Source organism: Pseudidiomarina tainanensis, assembly GCF_900115255.1.
Lineage (GTDB): Bacteria > Pseudomonadota > Gammaproteobacteria > Enterobacterales > Alteromonadaceae > Pseudidiomarina > Pseudidiomarina tainanensis.
On sequence record NZ_FOYU01000001.1, the window covers coordinates 1,091,745 to 1,111,967 of the forward strand.

The window sequence follows — 20,223 nt, forward strand, 5'->3', positions numbered from 1 at the left end:
TATTGGATATTGGATATTAGAAGGGCGAGGGGCTACTGGTGGAGTAGCCACTCTAGTGCTTGTTGGATAACTTGTGGTTGTTGCAGCGGCACCATGTGATCACTTTCGCTTAGGGGAATATACTGGCCGTTCGATACTGAAGCTTGTTCGGCACTCCAAGCACTGCCTTCCTGCTGCCATTTTTGCAACGCAGCCAATAGCTCAGCATCATCAGCCGCAGCAGTAATGTCTTTTTGCTCAAAGTCACTGTCAATCACACTAACCGGTATCGCGGTAATCATGGGCAACCTCGCATAACTGTCTAAATCAGAAATGTATGCGGCAATTTCGCGAGCTCTGGCTTGCTGATGCGAAATCAGCAAACGTTGCTGCATGACTTGCTCAAGGTAACGCCAATCGACAGCTGTGCCATATTCATTAGCCCATTGCTTAATCTGTTGATATTCCACATCGAGCTTGTCTTTCGTTCGCTCTGTCCAATTGCCAGCAGCCAAATGCGGTAATAGCGCCGCTAAATTATCTCGATACCAATCAGCTGGATAGCCCTGATACAAGCTTAATGAATGCGCTAATGGAATATCTGGGTCAATATACAACATGGCTTCAATATCAAATTGTTCACCATGCAGCTCATAGAACCAACGCGCGCTAATACTCGCGCTGGCAAAGGCCACCACGGCCAATTGAGGCTCTTTTAGTTGCTGCATCACTTGTGCTAAATCGTCGGCAAAGCGACGGTAGGACAAATCATCACTACTGCTACTAAACGCATTACCAAGGCGATCAACACTGTATACCCGATACTGCTTTGCCAATAGTGGTTGCAGAGCAGCAAACCAAGCGCTATCACTGTGGAAATTGTAATTAGGCCCAGCTAGCAGAACAACTGCTGGACCGCGATTGTTTAGCCCCATGGCGCGTACATGAAATTGCCCTTCGCCGCTAGTGACAAGGCACGAATACTTCGGCAGGTCCGGTTGTTCTGCCGTCGAACACACGTCAGAAATTTGCTTGCTCGCATTCATTGCCACCGCATCGCTATGACGACTTGGCCCCTGACAACCCGCCAGCGTATGCGTCAACGTAAATACCAAGACGATGTTTATGACCAGCCTCATGTCAGTTCCCTCTCACACTTATTTTTCTAATATCCAATATCTAATTGCTAATATCGCTTTTGCTCTTTACAACGCGAAGAAGGATAAGCGAGAGCAAATACGTCCCTGCCCCTGCACCAATCAACATCGCCAATTGCCACGCTCTATCTACAAATTCAGCCGCTAGCCACCAAGAACGTGACGGCACCAGATACAGCACCACCATAACCATGACAGCCACCGCAACAGCAACTTTCGTGAGATAAGTTAAAGTTCCGGGGTACCGTTTCAGCACACCGTCCCGCCAAAGGTTATAACCTAATAGACCGGCATTCACAGCAGCAGATAAAGAAGTTGCAATCGCAAGGCCAACATAGCCGTATGGAATCGCAAAAACGATATTAAACACCATGTTTGAAACCATGGCGATGATGCCGTATTTCACCGGTCGCTTGGTATCTTGGCGTGAGTAGAAACCTGTCGCCAACACTTTCACCAACATAAAACTCAATAAGCCGGAGCCATACGCAAACAAACTATAGGAAGCCAGGCGCGCATCTTCAGGCGTAAACTCGCCCCGCATGAACAACACCATCAGCATCGGTTCCGCGAGCACAATCAAACCGCACATCGCTGGCAAACCCAGCAACACAACCGTACGAATGCCCCAATCAAGAGTGCGACTGAACTCCTCGGCTGACTTGTCGACATGACGTGAGCTTAAAGCCGGCAGAATAACCGTCGCTATCGCAATTCCAAATAATCCAAGCGGAAACTCTAATAATCGGTCGGAGTAATATAACCAACTAATCGAACCACTCATTAGAAACGACGCAATAAACGTATCGAGCAGTAAGTTAATCTGACTCACCGACACCCCAAATAGTGCCGGAATCATCAACGTGCGGATTTTGGTTACCCCAGGATCACGCCATCCCCATCGAGGTCTTACCAACAACCCAGCACGCTTTAAAAACGGAATTTGGAAGATAAACTGAACTGCGCCGCCCGCAAACACGCCCCATGCCAGCGCATATTCAGGCTGTTCAAGCTGCGGCCCAAGCCAAATTGCAAACACAATAATGGCGATATTCAAAAACACCGGCGTAAATGCGGCTACTGCAAACTTACCAATCGTATTTAAAATCGCACCGGCCAGAGCCGTAAACGTAATAAACCACAAGTAAGGAAACGTGATACGCAGCAGATCTGCCGCCAATACAAACTTATGCCCCTGCGGACCATCATGATACCAGTCCAAAAACCAACCGGTACCGAACATCGCCGCAACCACTGGTGACGCAATCACCCCCACCAAAGTCACAATAGTGACTAACGTACCCAATGTTCCCGCAACACGAGCAATCAACAAACGCTGCTCATCCAGCGTCTTACCCTGCTTATACTCCGTCAGTACCGGCACAAAAGCCTGAGCAAACGCCCCTTCCGCAAATAACCGACGCAAAAAATTCGGAATCTTATTCGCAAAAAAGAACACATCAGCCGCCGCCCCAGCCCCCATCAAATTAGCGATCACGACGTCGCGCACAAGCCCGAGCACACGCGAGATGAGGGTCATGAAGCTGACAATGATGCCGGATTTAGCAAGTGACTTTGACAAGAGAACCCCGTTGTTCGTTATTCGTGCGCTTCGCTGTTCGTCCGCTTCGCTATTCGAAGCTTCAGGGAATGAATCAACGCATTTAATAATTGGTATGTGCGTGATAATAATTCATTTTCGTCAGATCTAATATAGCCCAGTCGCACAGCAATTCGTAACTGTGTCTTAAGTTCTGCAAGTGAACCTCGAGCAATATAAAGAAATCTTAAGAAGTCTTTACTGCTTCCCCTGTGCGCTCCCTCTTCAATATTACTTGGAATACTTACTGCGCACCTTTGCATTTGACTTTTTAATCCAAACTTTTCGTAATCAGGAAACTGGCGCGTTAGTTCATAAATCTCGCAACACAGGTCTATAGCTATCATCGTTACAATCAAATCTCTAGCCATCCTCAACACTCCTTGTTTGACGTTTTCACGAACAGTGTAACGGACGAACAGCGAAGCGCACGAATAACGAATAACGCTTTTCACACTTGACTTTAACGGTAAGAAGTGGCATATTCCCCGCCCTACAAAACCATTGCACATAGATAACGAATTTTAGGAGTTCACCTTGGCTAACATTAAGTCTGCTAAAAAGCGTGCGGTTCAAGCGGAAAAAAACCGTCGCCACAACGCGAGCCGTCGCTCAATGATGCGTACCTTGATGAAGAAAGTAACTGCTGCAATTGAAGCAGGCGATAAAGCGACTGCACAGCAGGCATTTACTAGCCTTCAACCGGTACTTGACCGTTACGCGACTAAAGGTCTTATCGGTAAAAACAAAGCGTCTCGTCATAAGAGTCGTTTGAACGCGAAAATCAACGCGCTGTAAGAAGCCGTTTATTGCATTACCGGTTAAAGACGAATAAAAGATTAAAAAGACCAGCTACGGCTGGTTTTTTTATGTCTATGATATCGCTATGTCCTCGTAGCTCAGCTGGATAGAGCAGCCCCCTCCTAAGGGGCAGGTCGCAGGTTCGACTCCTGCCGAGGACGCCAATACGCATTTAATCGCAGAACTTGATCCATTCGTCGCTCAGTGGTACAAAAACTACACAACAATAATAATAAACAGTGTAGTAACTATGACCGATGTCCAAAAATTGTTCCAAGAAGCTGTCATCTCTTTTCGCACAGAGAATTACAGCGAAGCAGAGCATCAATGCCGGCACCTGCTTCGCTACAACGCCAAACACCCCGATGTGTTGCATATTCTTGCTTTATGTCTACAACATCAGCATCAACCGAAAGCCGCTGCCGAAAATCTAAAACAAGCTCTCAAACATAATCCGCATCATTGCCCGTCACGCAAAAGTTTGATCGCACTTTATCTCCAGCATGATCAGTACGAGTTAGCACAGCAAGAAATCGACGCGCTCCTTCAAGACCAACCGCAACATTTTGAGCCGTACTATCTTCAGGCGTTACTTTTTCGTAAGTTAGGATTAGCAAACGAGGCGATGGAAGCTATTTTGCGAGCCAAACAGAATCTGCAGCAGCCCTCTCCTGTCGTCGACTACCTTAAAGCTTGTATTTACTACGACCTTGAAAACTATGAAAAAACAGAACAAATTTTGCAGAATCTCGTTCGTCAGTTACCTGAATATATCGATGCGCATGTCGCACTGAATAAACTATATTGGGAATACGGGCCGCACGAAAAATTTCTGGAGTCCTTTCAGCAGGCGCTCGAGCGATTACCACAGTCTCGTTCATTATTATTCAGTTTCGCAACGCATCAATTAATGGCTGGCAAACTCGAAGAAACGTTAGAGCTTTGTCGTAATGTGGTGGATAAACACCCCAAATGGGTTGAGTTTCATCATTTGTTGGGTGTCGCGTATGCGCGCAATCATCACCCTGATAAAGCATTGGAAGCGTATTTAGTTGCGGTTAAATTGAATCCTAAAAACATCCGCCATCAACTCGATTTAGCGATAAATTTGATGCGTCGCGGAGAGTATAAGACAGCACTTGAGCATGTACAGGCTGTCGCTAAGGAACATCCATATAATCAAGAAATGCTTGCATATAAAGCACTGTGCCTACAAGCACTCGGCGAATCGGACAGTTCTCATTCTCTGAATAACTATCAGCAGTTTGTGAAAATCATCGAGCTGCAACCGCCTGCAGGTTACGAAAGTATCGATGAATTTATGCAGGAACTGGCAGATATTTTAACGGGCATGCACCACAATACTCAGCACCCATTAGACCAAAGCGTCCGCCATGGAACACAGACCATGGGGAATTTATTTGCGAATAAGGCGCCGATCATTAACCAGCTGAAGCTGATGATTGAACAAGCGGCAGGTGACTATATTCGAGGTCTACCCGATGATCCACACCACCCTTTTTTACAGCGCAAGAGTGAACGTATCCGATTTACAGGCGCATGGTCCGTATGCTTGAAAGAGCAGGGTTTCCATACCAACCATGTACATCCGGAAGGCTGGCTATCCTGTTGTACCTACATTCAATTACCGAAACAAATTACTCAAGATGACGCAACGCAGGCGGGGTGGATTCGATTTGGTGATCCCGGCTATGAACTACCTGGACTCACGCCTGTAATCGATGCGAAATGTCCCCAAGTAGGATATTGCGTATTCTTCCCAAGTTACTTCTTTCATGGCACAGTGCCGTTCAGCGGACAGGGAGCCCGCATCACGGCACCATGCGATATATCACCGCAGTGGTAAGTAAGAGGTTACTTACCACTTAAGGCTTCACGCAGTGTGTTTAGATGCTGTTCAACATGCTGCACTTTACCTACCGAAGATTGGTACACTGGCTGACGAACCTGCGCACTACTCGCCGTGGTTGACGCTGTATCTTGCGTATGGAATTCCAATACAGAATCTTGCCAATCCAAACCACAGTATTTAATCAGTGCTTTTGCCTGCTTCTGGGTTTCAGTGACTAAATCTTCATAGTTGACCGTTAAGATGTCCTTTTTGAAGAGTTTATGCCATAGCGCCATGACTTCTTGATACTTCGCATAATAATGTCCGAGTTCACGTTGATCGTAAGAAAAACTATAAACTTGGTAGAACATCGTTTTAAAAATTGCATAGCAAGCATCTAACGGATCTCGCTGCAAGTTAATAAACTTGGCTTGCGGGAGCGCTTTTTTAATAAACCCGATATACAAGTAATTAAACGGTAGTTTATCGACGACATACTGTGCATTGCCTGTGACATCTTTCAGTTGCGACAAATAACGTTGACCAAGCGCCTCAAAATCAACCTGCTTCAGAGCCTCGTCTCGTGATAATTTACCGCCAGATGCTAACTCGATTTCATTAATCGCTGATGCGATTAACCACGGAAAATCTTGAAATTCACCAGCGCTCACGACATCGCTATGAGCCGCAAGCATACGCTCGACTAGCGTTGTGCCTGTTCGTGGCATTCCCACAATAAAAATAGGCGTGACTTTTGATTTTGACGGCTTCGCCGAGTAATCAAAATCTTTTGCGACGTTGATTAAAGAATCAATTGCCGCCAACTCCGTTTCTTCGTTGTACTGAACTGTCGCTCGTTTCAATTCGTTCGCTTTCTGTAACGCTTCGAACGACTTATCATAAAATCCTAAATCTTCGAGTTCCTTCGCGAGCGCAAACCAAATTGGCGCATCAGCTGATTCTGATTTCTCCAAACGCGTTTCTAATTCGGCTACATGATTATTATCGGGAGTTTGTTTACGCAGCTGTGAGCGTAAATGGTAGGCATTTGGCAATTTGCCTTCAGTCGCTTTAATGATCCAATCAAAGTTCTTCTCGGCCTGTGCCATTTTATTGAGAAAAAATTGTTGGCTCGCTTGTTCATACCGCACTTCAACATTCTCGGGATGCTCTTTGGCCAGTCCATCAAGAATTTTTAATGCTAACTTCGGTTGCTCGAGTTGTTGATAAATACGTGCAATATGATGTAAAAATTGGGGGCCTGCTTGAACAGATTTCACCGCGCTCTTCGCAAGTTTTAATGCTTCACTACGCCGACGTAGTTGAACGAGAACTCTTAATTTATCCGCAATTAACACCGCGTGATCGGGTATTTCTTCCAGCGCTTTATTCAAATATTCAAGTGCACTTTCAGCATCTTGCACGTACATGGCTAACTGATGAGCGCGGTGGAGTACCGGCACATCTGCCCCCTCTGTTGCACTGCGAATGAGCTGACTTGCCTGTTTAAATTGTTGCTTTGCGGCGAACGCTTGTACTTGCTGAGTGATCTGCTGAAGCGGATCTTGAACTGTCTTGGACTGCATCTCAGTCACCTGTTCCAAAATACTGTTTTGCAATAAAAAGCGGCGACCAAGGTCGCCGCTTCACTTACTTGTTGTTTACCACATCTAATTGAAATTAGAAGCGGAAAGTAACACTTGCGTGGATGTAACGACCTAAGGTGTCGTAGAAACCAGCGATAGTGTTCGCGTTAGACGCTAAAGTACCGCCAACCAATGGTGGCTCTTTATCCAACACGTTGTTGATACCAACCAACAATGAAGTATTTTCGTTTACTTCGAAAGTACTTACTAAGTCGATGTAGCTCTGTGATGCGATACCACGGCCCAACAACAATTGGTCAGTAGTTCCGTCATAGTCAACACCACCGAAGTAACGCCATTTAACTTGAGCGGTCCAGATATCGTCTGGAGTATAAGTTACCGCTAAAGAGTGACGCCAATCTGGCTGAGGGAAACAGTTTGTGCTGATAGTACCCGCACAATCTACGCCTGCAGCATCAGTGTACTTCTCGAGGTAGTATGAACCGTTCATACGTGCAGTGATAGTACCGCCAAGAACGTCTTCAACGGTGTAGTTAACGTTCATATCAACACCACGATACTTCTCAGTACCAACGTTGATGTTAGTCGCTACTACATAGCCGTCTTCACCACGCCACAAGCTGCCGCCAGCACCACGGGTTACGTTGTCACAGTAAACTGCATCACCAGTTTCAGCACACAAACGAAGGGTGTTTTCAGCACCTAAAGTACCGATAACGTCTTCGATGTCGATTGACCAGTAGTCAACGGTGAAGTTCAAGTTATCCATTGGGTTACCAACAACACCTACGGTGTAAGTGTCAGCAACTTCTGGTTGAAGGTTAACGTTACCACCAAAGATACCGTTGTACTGAGAAGCTGTACTTTCACCAACTTGACCGTACTGGTCAGCAGTTACGCCAGTGTTAGCACACTGTGCAGCTGTATACTCAGGAGTATCGCCAGCACATGGGTCTTCACCGCTCCACAAGCCTAGTGAGCTTGGTGCGAACAATTCAGCAACGTTTGGTGCACGAACTGCGCGGTTATAACTTGCACGAACTTTCCAATCAGCAGTTACGTTGTAATCCAGCGCTGCTTTGTAAGTTGTTTCGTTACCTGAAGTGCTGTAGTCAGAGAAACGTACGCCTAAATCTAAGGTCATGCTGTCGATGCCGTCACGGCCTTCAGCAATTGGTACGCTCAACTCACCGAACAATTCTTTAACGTTGTAGCCACCCATGATGCTGTCAGTTGGACCACCTTGACCAGCCAACGCACCTTCTTGATAGATGGTGTCAGCGATACGTTCGAAGTCAACTTCACGGCTTTCGAAACCAACTACTGCAGCCATTGGCAAGTCAGATGATGGTAAGCTTGCATCGAATTCACCGGTTACGAAACCGTTCAAGATGCGCTGTGAAGTGATACCGTTCATGATTGCAACACCGCCTAAGCCATCAGCAGCTGCAGCAGTCACACCACCTGGAGTGAACACGTTGTAAGGAATACAACCGTCGCCACAAGCGTCATAACCATTTGCACCAAGTGCTTGGCCGATGTAATCAACATAGAAGTCGTTGATGTATGCAGTGCTTGAAGAAGTTGAACCATACTGGAATGACACGTCATATGACCAGTTTGAGTTCAAGTAACCTTCTGCACCGAATACCATACGGTATGCACTGTGCTCAAGAGCGTTCTGACGAGGACCACCTTCAACGTTACGCTTACCAATGTAAGCACCTACAGTGTCAACGTTACCAAATGCGTCTTGCAATTGAGCGCGCTGCGCATCGCTGAAGATTGTGTTGTCGAGATCAAATTCGAAATACTGGAAGAAGATACCTGATTCGGCGATCTGAGCAACAGTGCGGTCATGCATGTAGCTCACTTCCATGTATGGACGGAATGAATCATTCACGTCATAGTTTACGAACGCACCCATTGTGTAACGAGTGTCTGGACGCATGAAGTGGTTGATTGGCGCGTAGTTATATACGTCGCTACCTAACTTGTCACGGAAAGCACCGCTTGGGTCAAGCGCCCAGTAGACTTCCTGAGACAGGTCGTATTCACCGTCAACTATTGGTGCGAAGTAGGTGTTTGGTAATGGAGCAGTTGAAGAACCACCACAAGCTGTACCAGCACCGTTCAATGCACATGATGAATAGTCACGAGATTCTTGACGAAGCTCGTTGATTTGACGCCATGTTGCGTATGCAGTTGCGTGACCTTTACCGTCAGCGAACGTGCTACCCATAGTTACGTCGATATTGTACGACTTACCGTCGATGCCGCTACCGCCAGTAGGATAACCGAAACCACGTGCATCCATCAGACCTTGCATGTAGTCGTTACCGTTGCTGTGCTGATAACCAGAAGCACCAACGTTGATTTCAAGACCTTCGAAATCGTCTTTCATCACGAAGTTAACAACACCGGCTACCGCATCGGCACCGTAAGTTGCAGAACCACCACCAGTCAAGATTTCAACACGCTCAACAAGCGCTGCTGGAACTTGGTTAACGTCAGGTGCTTGTGAATAGATACCACCTGATTGCAGACGGCGACCATTCATCAATACCAACGTACGGTTCGTACCTACACCACGAAGGTCAAGTGTTGCAACACCAGACGCACCGTTAGCGATGTATGAAGTTTGCGCAGCTTCTACCTGTGGCAAGCTGTTCATCAAGTCTTCGATACGAGTAAAACCAGAGTTTTTGATTTCTTCAGAAGAAGTGATTTGTACTGGGCTAGCTGATTCATAGTCAGTACGTTTGATACGTGAACCTGTTACGGTAATACGTTCTTGAGCTTCTTCAGCTGCGTCGTCACCAGACTGATCCTGCGCTGCCGCAGTGCCTGTTAACGCAATTGAAGCGCCACCGAACATAAGTGCTAAGCGGATAGACTTAGCGAGTTTATTATTAGTATACATACTGTGTTCTCCCTGGATCACTTTATACGTGATTTACTAGGTTTAAAGTCGGCACGTGAACGCCCTCGTGCGTCGACGATCAAGGCCTTCAAAGCGAAAACCTTGACCGCTCAGTACTCGATACTAATCAAAAAATTCTATATCGGCAACCTACTTAACGTACAAAAATACTGAAATATGATTTTTTTTTGCACATTTAGGGAACTATTTTTGGTCAATTGGTTATGCCATTTTATTCGCCTATGTACTTATCAAAAAATTCCAGCATCTGTTCCCAACGCTCAATATTATTCTCGGGTTTATAAAAACCGTGGCCTTCGCCATCCTTCATCATCCACTCATACGGATGATTTTGTGCTTTTAATTTGTCGCGTAAACGGAACGCATGTTCTTTTGGCACACGCACATCTCGGCCGCCTTGAATAATAAACACCGGCGCCTTGAGTTTATCGGTATTGTGCACTGGCGATTGGGCTTTGCGCTCTTCAGGCGTTGACGGCAATACTTGGTCTAAGTAGTTACGACCCGCTTGGGCTTCTGAGATATCGCCCTGCTCGTACATTAAATCTAAGTCGTACACACCAACGAAACCGACTGTGCACTTATAGAGGTCCGGTTCCCTAATCGCACTTTGTAACGCGGCATAACCACCGTACGAGGCGCCATACACGCAGACACGATCGGCATCAGCCACTTTCTCTTTAATTAAGTGCTGAACACCATCAGTCATGTCGTTGATCATGGTGGTGCCCCAGTTTTTGTGGCCCAGTTCAAGAAACTCACGACCATAGCCACCTGAACCGCGGAAGTTTGGTTGCAATACGGCATAACCGTGCTCCGCAAATACTTTGGCATCACCATCGATACGCGTAATGGTGTCGCGAATGCCATGTGGACCGCCGTGCGGAATCAGAATTAATGGTAAGTCTTTTGCTTCTTTACCTGGTGGTAATGTCAACAAAGCACGGATGGTTAAGCCATCGCGAGTTTTATAGGTGATGATTTCCGTTTTCGGCATCTCTTTGGCGTTCAACCACGGCGTTGCTGCAGCTAACGGCATCAATTTATTGTTTTCACTGTCGAAAAGATAAAACGTTGTAGGTAAGTTCGTCGAACCGACGCGAATAATCGCCTGATTGTTGTCATGGGTTACAGAGTTAATACTAACCGAGTGATTCGGGAAGCTTTGAATCAAAGCCTGTACGATTTGAACGAATCGTTTATCTTGAATATCTTCAAAAAATACAGCATCAATGCTGTCGTACTCAAATGCCGCACCAACTAACTCTTGTGCCCGACCTTTAGTCAAACTCATGATCGGACTTAAATCAGTTGCCGGATGCTCAGCCACAATTGTTTCTTTTTTAGTTTTTAAATCGAGCGTGGCTATCGCTTGCGTATCTGTTTGACTATTACTTAAGCCAATCACCTTAGTCGCATCTGCGTTGAGCAATAGCGGCGCAAAACCACCTTCATCAGTGTTATAACTTGCAAGCTCATACCACTCTTTATTTGCGCCCTCACGCGCTAGAATAATGGTTCGGTTATCAGCCTGCGGATCGACACCAACCGCAACCCGTGCAATGCCTTCACGATCGACTAATACCTGAACATTAGTGCTGCGATATGCTTTTAACGGAATACGGCCTTCACTGCGCTTACGGCCCGAATTCGTACGCATTCTATAAATATCCAAATACGGCTCCGACGACATCATTGAACGCGTATAAATCAGAATATTATCTTTTTCATCCGGCAACATATCGAGTAACTGGGCGAATTCATATTCACCGCCATCAGAGCGTGGTCCGGTCAAAATAAGTTGGTTGCCACCATCGGCATCCATCGCAAAGATCTCACCCGTTGGCAATGGCATATCAAGCGAGCCGACTTCGCGTGCCATCGTCATAATGAGCCGGTCGTCGTTCACCCAATTAAAACTCGCAACCGATTCGTTGCCTTTACCTTGGGTAACCGAGAGAATTTTGTTGTTTTTAATATCGAGAACGGTCAGCTGCACAGTTCCTTCTGGATTCCGAGAAGTGGCTGCGAGATGTTTACCGTTAGGAGAAATTTTCACATCAAGATATTGAGCGTGTTTCGCATAGTTCTCCAACACCTCTTCTTTAATATCCGCAGCGTATGTAAACGTGGGTGTCAACAAAGCGACAATCACCCATAAATTTGAAATTTTCATCCTAGCCTCGTGTTCTAACTTGCATTGTTATTATTGTTTTGCAAAAAAAAGCCCCACCAAGGTGGGGCTTTGGTCATTCACTTTCTTATCGTTTCCTTAGCAGCTTAGAAGCTGTATGAAACGTTGAAGAACGCACGACGACCTAGGTAGTCGAGCTGTGATGCGAACAATGGCGTGTTACCTACAACAGCTGCAGCTGCAGGGCTTACCATCGGCGGTTGCTTGTCAAAAATATTACCCACACCAACAGTCACATCAATGTTGTCATTGAAAGTGGTGCTAGCTGATAATGAGTGCAACACATAAGTTGGAGTTTCAGCTACGAAACGTACTGACTCACCACGGTAAGTAGTAGAGCTGGTACCATAGTAACGGTAGTCAGAAGTACGGTCGTAGTAGCTCATGTTCCAGTTGAAGCTCCACTCGTCACGCGTCAAGGTAGTGTTCAACGTACCTACGTTACGTGGGTTACCGATGTAACCAATGTTTTGCTCTGGAGTATCACCAGCGAACTGCTGGAACGAACGCTCGATTTGGTTCGTGTGATCTAACTTGATACGCAAATCACCGAAGTCAAACGAGTCTTGGTAAGTCACAACAATGTCAACACCACGTACAACCTGTTGAGCAGTGTTCAAGTAACCACCACGAACTTCTAGGATACTCCAGTCACCGTCAGTTGAACCATCACGACGAGTAATCTGGTTACAGAAAGGCTCGTTTGCAAAGTCATTTGAGTTGTAGCACTGGTTCAATACTGAACCACCAGCAACGCTAGCGATCTGATCGCTGATTACTACGTCATAGTAGTCAACAGACGCTGCGAAACGGCCATCGTCAGTAGAGTAAACTAAACCGATACCTTCAGAGATTGAAGTTTCAGCTTTCAACTGACCTGCACCACCACCGGTGATTGAAGTCATTGAGCCGCTACTTCCAACCGCAGTGGTATAAGACTCAGGAATACCTTCTGCCGCACAGTTTTCGCGTACTTGTGGGTTAGTTGCTTCAACCCAGTTCAAACATGGATCTGAGGTTTGGCCTAAGAAACCAGTTTGGTTCTGCAAGAACAATTCGTACAGAGCTGGAGCACGGAACGAGCTACCACGTGATGCACGTAGACGGAAGCCTGCACCGATTTCCCAGTTAGCGCTTACCTTGAAGGTGGTGTCGCTACCGTAGATATCAACGTCAGTCCAACGACCAGAAGTTGTTAAGTCTAAGCTTTCAACAAATGGCAAGTCGCGTAACAATGGAATCTGGAATTCAGCGTAAGCAGCGGTAGTTTTCGCTTCACCAGCTGTAATACCTGCACCAGAAAGACCCCATGAGTTACCTGCACGAGTGTTTTCACCAGGTACGTCATTGATTTCATCACGCTGCCAGTAAACACCTACCGCAGTACCAACTGGGCCTGCAGGCATTTCGAACAAGTCACCAGTGATGTAAGCATCAATCGTGTCTTGAGTATACTCAGTGTTACCTTTGTCGTAACCGAACAAGAAGTCACGCGCTTCTTGGCTTGGGTTTCCGTAGATGTTTTGCGGATCGAACCAGTCGTACGCATAACATGCTTTACCAGAGATTGAAGTCACACGGCCTTCACATGGTACGCCCAACAAGGTTTCCTGCGCCATCAACATTGAATCACGCAAAATGATGTCTTGCTCGTAAGTACCATCGTTTTCTGAACGCTGATATGAAATATCCCAGTTCCAGAAGCCGATTGAGCCTTCAAGGCCAAGTACTAAACGGGTGTAATCAACCGTAGTTTCGTTACCATAATGGTTGGTGTAGTGAACAGGCATGACAAAGCTGTCGCCATCAAAACCAGGCACTGTGCTAATTGGTACATAACCAACTAAATCTGCAGGCCAGAACTGACGCGCGCTCTGAGATTTCGTTACACGCTGGCTATACAACAACTCACCGTAAGTAGAAATAGTATCAGTTAAGTCATAGTCCGCTTGGAAGTATGCTGAGTTAACTGTGGTTTCTGGAATCATCGTTTGGTCTAAACGGAACGGGTGACCGCCACCGTCCAACAAACCATCAGATTCTTTATCATAACCAGCCCAGTACCAACCGTCTGGTGCTTGAGTCACGTTCGGGTTCGTTTCAGTCACTGGGTCTACGTCGTAGTTGCCATAGTTGTACTGAAGACGACCTGTACCTGCTGAACCAGAGTGCCATAAACCGAAGCCACTTTCGTTACAGTGATATTCACCAGTACGCGGATCGATTGGGTCAGCACGCTCACCAGTTTCGATATCGTTAAACAAGTAGCGAGTTGAACAGTCGAAGTAATCACGATCTGCACGCTTCAAGCCAGTGTTAACGTTGTGGTCAACAACCACACGCCACGAACCACGGTCGAATGCGCTACCGTAAGTAGCGTTTAAACGGTAGGTTTCGCCGCCACCTTCAAAAGGTGCAGAACCAGAAACGTTGACTTGGCCGCCTTCACCTTTCTTGGTGATGATGTTGATTACACCAGCAACCGCATCAGAACCGTAAAGTGATGAAGCGCCGTCTTTCAGGATTTCAACACGCTCGATTACGCTGATTGGCAGTGCGTTCATGTCGAATGCTGAAACCGTACCACGAGTACCCGCAGGACCCGCACGACGACCGTTTAGAAGTACAAGCGTACGGCCTGCACCTAAACCACGCATAGAGATTGATTCTGCACCGCTACCACCGTTGGTAACATAACCAACAGAGTACGCAGATACCAACTGGTCCGAACCTGAAGCAACTGTTGACGTACGCAACAATTCACCCAAAGTGTTCAAACCTTGGTCTTCAGCAAGTTCAGTGGTGATAATTTCGATTGGCGTTGGGCTATCCAAGCCATCAGTACGGATACGAGAACCGGTTACCTGAATTTTCTCAACCGATTTTTCGGCTTCTTGTTCATCGTCGGTTTGGTCTTGTGCCATTGCAGGAGCTGCAATTAGCGCAGAACCAAAACCCGCCATCATGATGGCGCGGATTGAATCTGACAAAAATGACTTTTGAGCCATGTTAAGTCTCCCTGATATTTTTTTATTGTAATTGCTTCAGTACAAAGCATTTTTTTATATTTAACGTTCGTACCGAAATCTGAGTGTTCTAAGAAGTTACGGCTAACTGACATAGAATCCCGCTTAGATAACCACAGTCCCCAAATCTTTTCAATGGATTTTCAACATAAATAAAACGTCATTCGTCGAAATTTGAGCAAAGTTGTCTAGAAAAGCTTCAAATAATTGAACTTTTTTCACTGCCCGCATATTTGTATGCTTGTGCCAACATCAATTCGGCGCAACCAACCGCGTCACTAAATGCATGATGAGCGTCATACTCAGGTAAGCCATAGCGCGCTCGACAAGCTGAAAGGGTTAACGAGCCACGTTCAATATGATGTTGTTGGCGTTTTAATCGTTTCGCTTCAAACCCTAACGTATCAAATAATGCGAGAGGGGCGAGTTGAATATCACAGCTTTTTGCTGCCTGTTTGAGGAATCGCCAGTCAAGTTGTATATGATGGCAAATTAATATTTTGTTACACATTGTTACAGATAAAGCCTGCATGACGTCACACAGTTCTGACGTCTCGATGAAGTCCTTCTTGACCAGACCATGAATAACAGGTGACTGCTTCAAATCGGTTTTGTCATGCTTTATGAGGTAGTAGCGACCGCTTGTATAATTGATAACGGGCGGGGTCACTTCAACCCACGCAATCGCCAAAATTTGATCGTTTGCAGGGTCTAACCCGCTCGTTTCAATGTCTAACGCAATGTAAGAATGTTCCGTCCACGGTTTACGACGAACTTGGATTTTGTGCCACCAGCGTTTTATTAATGACCACATCAGCCAATACGCCCGAACTTCAAGCCAACGCCCTGCTGGCAATCTTTAATAATTCGAAATGCTGTTTTCAACTGGCGCCGCGTCAAAGTACTTAATTCGTCAGGATCTAACGCATTTTTAGGTTTATCCGTACCCCAAATATCCAGTTGATGTTGCAACCTCAGTTGGGTTAGGAACTGCCAAGCCTCCGCAAGCGATTGGTTATCTTTACGATTTAATAAATTACTGCCTCGCAATTGCTCTAAACGCTGCAACGTTTGCGGAACCGTTAAGCCGGCCTGCAACGAATAAATGCGCACAATATCGTTAATCAGCGCAATGCCGTAGCGCTTAATGTTAATCAAATCGCTGTCTTTACCCGACTCTGTCCCGCGGAATCGGTTAAATAAGCCAAGCGGAACTTGTACGCTCACTTGCAAGCGCGCCAAATTACCTAAGAAGAATTCGTTTTTGCCCAACCGTGCCACTTCGTTGCGATAACGTTGATACAGCCGCTTGTTGCCATGCACCATGCGCGAGTCGAAAAATATCTGGCAATACATAAGTGCTTTCGGGGTTGGGCTCGCGGTCCAGGTTTGGAAGCGATCGAGCCAACCGTCTAACGTACGACGACAATCTGGATTAGAAGCCATAATGTCGCCGGGACATAACGGAATGCCGCACTCGTTTAAGCCAGTGCAAACGTATTCACCTAAACCTTTAAACCAGTCGAGTTGTTGTTCGTTTAACCCGTTGCCAAGCAATAAACCGTTATCCTGGTCAGAGCTCAACACTTGGTCTTCACGACCTTGCGAGCCAAACGCAATCCAACAATACGTTCCCGGTGCCACACCGTGATCTTGTTCATACAAGCTGATCAGTTTGCGCGTCATGCTGTCAGTCAGCGAAGCTAGGAGCCGGCCAACCATGGTGGTGTCGTGCACGCGGGCAGCAAAGGTTTGCATGTATGCAGGAATATGCCGAGCCTCGGTAATCAGCTGCTCGCGCGTTTCAGCTTTGTTAATGGCGCTAATCAACATCACCGGCTCGCTGCGTTGTTGTCGCATCAAATCGGTATTGGTGATCATGCCGATCGGTTGGTCGTTATCATCCAGTACCGGTAAGTGATGGATATTGTGCTGCGTCATTAACGTCAGCGCGTCCATCAGGGTTTGACGTCCGTAAACCGTTGCCGGAGCTTGGGTCATGACAGCATTGACTTGGATATCGTAGCTTAAGCCTTGCGCAATCACGCGATTGCGTAGATCGCGATCGGTTAGAATGCCGAAAAGTTTGGAGGCGGAGGTGGGGTGCAGTCCAAGGTCCGCACCCTCTTCGGGGTGCCGACCTTGGACTGCACCCGTCACCATCACTGACGAGACCTTTTCGTCACGCATTACCTGTGCTGCGTCACGGATAGATGCTGTGCTGGACACCGTTACTGGCTCGCGGTTAATCACTTCAGAAATGGTGAGTTCGAGAGTATCGTAGCCCGGCGACTTTTCTGAAACTGCAGGCCGGGACGCTGATGCGGCGGTTATATCAGTCAAGTCGTCAGAGTTGCGATTATTGGAAGCGTCGATATTAACAGCGGCTTTGCCGTTAACCGTAGCGTCGGCATTAACCGTGGCTTCGCCACGTCCCGGCGTGGAACGCCGGGCTACCTCGCTTAACAACCGTTGGCCGTGGGCGCGGATGAAGTATTGCTCGAAAGCGCGCACGTTTTGACGAAGCTTGTCGAACATGTCGGCTGAAACGATATAAATAATGCCGTCTTCAATCACCTTCAACTTATTGACCACCGGCCGACCACTCAGCAGCGACGGAAAGCCAAATAAATCGTGTGACTCCAAACGCTCAATCAAATGACCATCAGGCGCCAGCAAATCAAAACCACCCGAGCGCACAATATACAACGCCGGACTGTGCTGCTTAAACAGCGCATCCACATTGTGCTCATTCACATAAGCGGCTTTAATATTTTGCGCCACCCACTGGCGTTGCTCACCAGTTAATTCATCAAATGGCGGGCAATCGAGTAAAAAGCGCTGAACCTCAGTAAATTCCGGCTGCATTGAAAACCTTAAAAGCGTGATTCGTTATTCGTACGCTTCGCTGTTAGTACGCGCTTCGCGCTGTTCGAAAAGTCATCGAACAGTGAGGCGAAGCCGAACGGACGAACAGCGAAGCGCACGAGTAACGAACAGCGTAGCATACGAAAAAGCCCGGCGTGAAGCCGGGCTTTTATTCTTAGTGCGTCGCACCACCCGCACCGCGCGGATAGCGAATCGACTCCACCAAATCTTGCGTATCTTGCGGCGCATCACCCGTCATCTTATGTACCACATAAGACACGATGAAGTTTAGCAACATACCAATCGTACCAATACCTTCTGGCGAGATACCGAACAACCAGTTGTCGGCTGAGTTCGCGGCAGGATTCACAAACTTGAAGTAAATAATGTACGCCAAGGTGAACACAATACCGACAATCATACCAGCGATAGCACCTGTGCTATTCATACGTTTGTAGAAGATACCCAGAATAATGGCAGGGAAGAAGCTCGCTGCGGCTAAGCCGAACGCGAAGGCGACCACCTGCGCCACGAAGCCGGGCGGATTGATACCAAACCAAGTAGACAAGGCAATCGCTACAGCAGCCGCGACCCGCGCCCACATCAGCTCTTGCTTATCGGTAATATTTGGTGTCAATGTTCGTTTCAGCAAGTCATGCGAAACCGACGTTGAAATAACCAACAGCAGGCCTGCAGAAGTTGACAGTGCGGCAGCAACACCACCGGCAGCAACCAATGCCACTACCCAAGCTGGTAAATTTGCAATCTCAGGGTTTGCCAATACCATGATGTCACGGTCAACAGACATTTCGTTGCGCGCATCACCCGAGTAGAACATCTTGCCGTCTTCGTTCTTGTCTTCCCACGTGATCAAACCGGTTTTTTCCCAGTTTTTCACCCAGTCTGGTGCAGCGTCATACTCAACGCCTTGCAAATCAGGACCATTCACGGTGTTGATCAAGTTCACTTTTGCGAAACCAGCAATTGAAGGTGCAGTTAGGTAAACCACAGAGATGAATACCAATGCCCAACCAGCTGAACGACGCGCATCACGTACTTTCGGTACAGTGAAGAAGCGAACGATAACGTGTGGCAAACCAGCGGTACCAACCATCAACGCACAGGTAATTGCGAATACGTCGATTTTTGACTTAATACCGGATGTATACGCCGCCAATCCTAGCTCAGCGGACAAGCCATCGAGCCGATCCAGCAAGTAGGTGCCCTCGCCCGCAACACCTTCAGCAATGGTTGCACCAAAGCCAGTTTGTGGCAGTACGTGACCGGTCATGTAAATTGAGATGAACACGGCAGGAACAATGTACGCAAACGCGAGTACACAGTACTGAGCAACCTGGGTGTAAGTAATGCCTTTCATACCGCCAAGTACGGTGTAGAAGAACACGATAACCGCACCGATGAATACGCCCGTTGCGATATCAACTTCTAAGAAGCGCGAGAATACCACGCCCACACCGCGCATCTGACCCGCAATATAAGTGAACGAGATCAAAATTGCGCAGATAACTGCGATAGTACGTGCGGTTTGTGAATAGTAACGGTCACCGATGAAGTCTGGTACGGTGAACTTACCGAATTTACGCAAGTATGGCGCCAAACATAGTGCCAACAATACGTAACCACCAGTCCAACCCATTAGGTACACGCTGCCGTCATAACCAGCAAACGCAATGATACCCGCCATTGAAATAAACGATGCAGCAGACATCCAGTCGGCGGCTGTTGCCATACCGTTCATCACTGGGTGTACGCCACCACTTGCAACATAGAAGTCAGAAGTCGAGCCCGCGCGTGACCAAATTGCAATCGCAATATAGAGAGCGAACGTCAGGCCGACGATAATAAACGTGAGAGTTTGAATATCCATGATTCGGCCCCTTACTCTTCGTGAACTTCGTATTTGTTATCTAACGCCGCCATACGCTTCACGTACACGAAAATTAGAATCACAAAGGTGATAATTGACCCTTGTTGAGCAAACCAAAAGCCCAACTTGAAGCCGAAGAAAGTAAACTGATTTAGCCAGTCGACTAAGATGATGCCAAACCCGTATGAAACGATAAACCACACCGCCAGCAACTTCAGTACTAGGCTGATATTATCGCGCCAGTAGGCTTTTGCGAGTTCTTCGCTTTTGAAAGCCATACGCCCTCCAGATTGTTCTGTTATTGTTT

Annotated in this window: 13 protein-coding genes and 1 tRNA gene; 3 read left to right on the forward strand and 11 right to left on the reverse strand. The window is 47.0% G+C overall.

Features of this window, described 5'->3' with window-relative positions; all coding sequences use genetic code 11:
- Positions 1–32: 32 nt before the first annotated feature.
- Genes BM292_RS05400 through BM292_RS05410 form a run of 3 tightly spaced genes read right to left on the reverse strand, consistent with a single transcriptional unit; the run spans position 33 to position 3,107 of the window.
- Entirely contained in the window at positions 33–1,118 is a 1,086-nt protein-coding gene (locus BM292_RS05400; RefSeq protein ID WP_092856078.1) for an alpha/beta fold hydrolase, read from the reverse strand.
- A 40-nt stretch (positions 1,119–1,158) separates the two neighbouring features.
- Positions 1,159–2,718, reverse strand: coding sequence for a murein biosynthesis integral membrane protein MurJ (gene murJ / locus BM292_RS05405; protein ID WP_092856080.1), 1,560 nt, complete (start codon positions 2,716–2,718; stop codon positions 1,159–1,161).
- A gap of 17 nt (positions 2,719–2,735) precedes the next feature.
- Positions 2,736–3,107, reverse strand: coding sequence for a four helix bundle protein (locus BM292_RS05410; RefSeq protein ID WP_092856082.1), 372 nt, complete (start codon positions 3,105–3,107; stop codon positions 2,736–2,738).
- A 166-nt stretch (positions 3,108–3,273) separates the two neighbouring features.
- On the opposite strand from BM292_RS05410, the gene rpsT reads away from it, so the two are divergent.
- From rpsT to BM292_RS05425, 3 genes are all read left to right on the forward strand, one after another.
- Complete coding sequence (rpsT, locus tag BM292_RS05415) at positions 3,274–3,534, forward strand: 30S ribosomal protein S20 (RefSeq protein ID WP_092856084.1); 261 nt, start codon at positions 3,274–3,276, stop codon at positions 3,532–3,534.
- Between the two features lie 90 nt (positions 3,535–3,624).
- A tRNA-Arg gene (locus BM292_RS05420) sits at positions 3,625–3,701 on the forward strand.
- Positions 3,702–3,787: 86 nt separating this feature from the next.
- Complete coding sequence (locus tag BM292_RS05425; protein WP_092856086.1) at positions 3,788–5,404, forward strand: tetratricopeptide repeat protein; 1,617 nt, start codon at positions 3,788–3,790, stop codon at positions 5,402–5,404.
- Between the two features lie 8 nt (positions 5,405–5,412).
- Here the strand turns inward: BM292_RS05425 and BM292_RS05430 are convergent, their stop codons facing one another.
- The 8 genes from BM292_RS05430 to BM292_RS05465 all read right to left on the reverse strand — a co-directional run bounded on the left by BM292_RS05430 (position 5,413) and on the right by BM292_RS05465 (position 20,194).
- On the reverse strand, positions 5,413–6,975 hold the full coding sequence (locus BM292_RS05430) for a tetratricopeptide repeat-containing sulfotransferase family protein (RefSeq protein WP_092856088.1): 1,563 nt from the start codon (positions 6,973–6,975) through the stop codon (positions 5,413–5,415).
- 94 nt (positions 6,976–7,069) lie between these two features.
- Positions 7,070–9,919: a TonB-dependent receptor domain-containing protein gene (locus BM292_RS05435; protein WP_092856090.1), complete on the reverse strand. Its 2,850-nt coding sequence runs from the start codon at positions 9,917–9,919 to the stop codon at positions 7,070–7,072.
- Positions 9,920–10,151: 232 nt separating this feature from the next.
- Positions 10,152–12,116, reverse strand: a complete 1,965-nt coding sequence (locus BM292_RS05440) for a S9 family peptidase (RefSeq protein ID WP_092856092.1) — start codon at positions 12,114–12,116, stop codon at positions 10,152–10,154.
- Positions 12,117–12,220: 104 nt separating this feature from the next.
- Positions 12,221–15,142 (reverse strand): TonB-dependent receptor plug domain-containing protein, encoded by a 2,922-nt coding sequence (locus BM292_RS05445; protein ID WP_092856094.1) that lies wholly within the window; start codon positions 15,140–15,142, stop codon positions 12,221–12,223.
- Between the two features lie 217 nt (positions 15,143–15,359).
- Positions 15,360–15,974 carry a 3'-5' exonuclease gene (locus BM292_RS05450; protein ID WP_092856096.1) on the reverse strand — a complete coding sequence of 205 codons (615 nt, stop codon included), beginning with the start codon at positions 15,972–15,974 and terminating at the stop codon, positions 15,360–15,362.
- Positions 15,974–18,028, reverse strand: a complete 2,055-nt coding sequence (locus BM292_RS05455) for a DUF294 nucleotidyltransferase-like domain-containing protein (protein WP_245751819.1) — start codon at positions 18,026–18,028, stop codon at positions 15,974–15,976. The genes BM292_RS05450 and BM292_RS05455 overlap by 1 nt, the downstream gene beginning before the upstream one ends.
- 175 nt (positions 18,029–18,203) lie before the next feature.
- Entirely contained in the window at positions 18,204–19,916 is a 1,713-nt protein-coding gene (locus BM292_RS05460; protein WP_092856098.1) for a sodium:solute symporter family protein, read from the reverse strand.
- A gap of 11 nt (positions 19,917–19,927) precedes the next feature.
- Positions 19,928–20,194 (reverse strand): DUF4212 domain-containing protein, encoded by a 267-nt coding sequence (locus BM292_RS05465; RefSeq protein ID WP_092856100.1) that lies wholly within the window; start codon positions 20,192–20,194, stop codon positions 19,928–19,930.
- Between the last annotated feature and the right edge of the window lie 29 nt (positions 20,195–20,223).

Coding starts and splice junctions, on each gene's coding strand:
- BM292_RS05400 (WP_092856078.1), bottom strand. CDS start 1,118: ATGAGGCTGGTCATAAACATCGTCTTGGTATTTACGTTGACGCATACG.
- BM292_RS05410 (WP_092856082.1), bottom strand. CDS start 3,107: ATGGCTAGAGATTTGATTGTAACGATGATAGCTATAGACCTGTGTTGC.
- BM292_RS05425 (WP_092856086.1), top strand. CDS start 3,788: ATGACCGATGTCCAAAAATTGTTCCAAGAAGCTGTCATCTCTTTTCGC.
- BM292_RS05430 (WP_092856088.1), bottom strand. CDS start 6,975: ATGCAGTCCAAGACAGTTCAAGATCCGCTTCAGCAGATCACTCAGCAA.
- BM292_RS05435 (WP_092856090.1), bottom strand. CDS start 9,919: ATGTATACTAATAATAAACTCGCTAAGTCTATCCGCTTAGCACTTATG.
- BM292_RS05440 (WP_092856092.1), bottom strand. CDS start 12,116: ATGAAAATTTCAAATTTATGGGTGATTGTCGCTTTGTTGACACCCACG.
- BM292_RS05445 (WP_092856094.1), bottom strand. CDS start 15,142: ATGGCTCAAAAGTCATTTTTGTCAGATTCAATCCGCGCCATCATGATG.
- BM292_RS05450 (WP_092856096.1), bottom strand. CDS start 15,974: ATGTGGTCATTAATAAAACGCTGGTGGCACAAAATCCAAGTTCGTCGT.
- BM292_RS05455 (WP_245751819.1), bottom strand. CDS start 18,028: ATGCAGCCGGAATTTACTGAGGTTCAGCGCTTTTTACTCGATTGCCCG.
- BM292_RS05460 (WP_092856098.1), bottom strand. CDS start 19,916: ATGGATATTCAAACTCTCACGTTTATTATCGTCGGCCTGACGTTCGCT.
- BM292_RS05465 (WP_092856100.1), bottom strand. CDS start 20,194: ATGGCTTTCAAAAGCGAAGAACTCGCAAAAGCCTACTGGCGCGATAAT.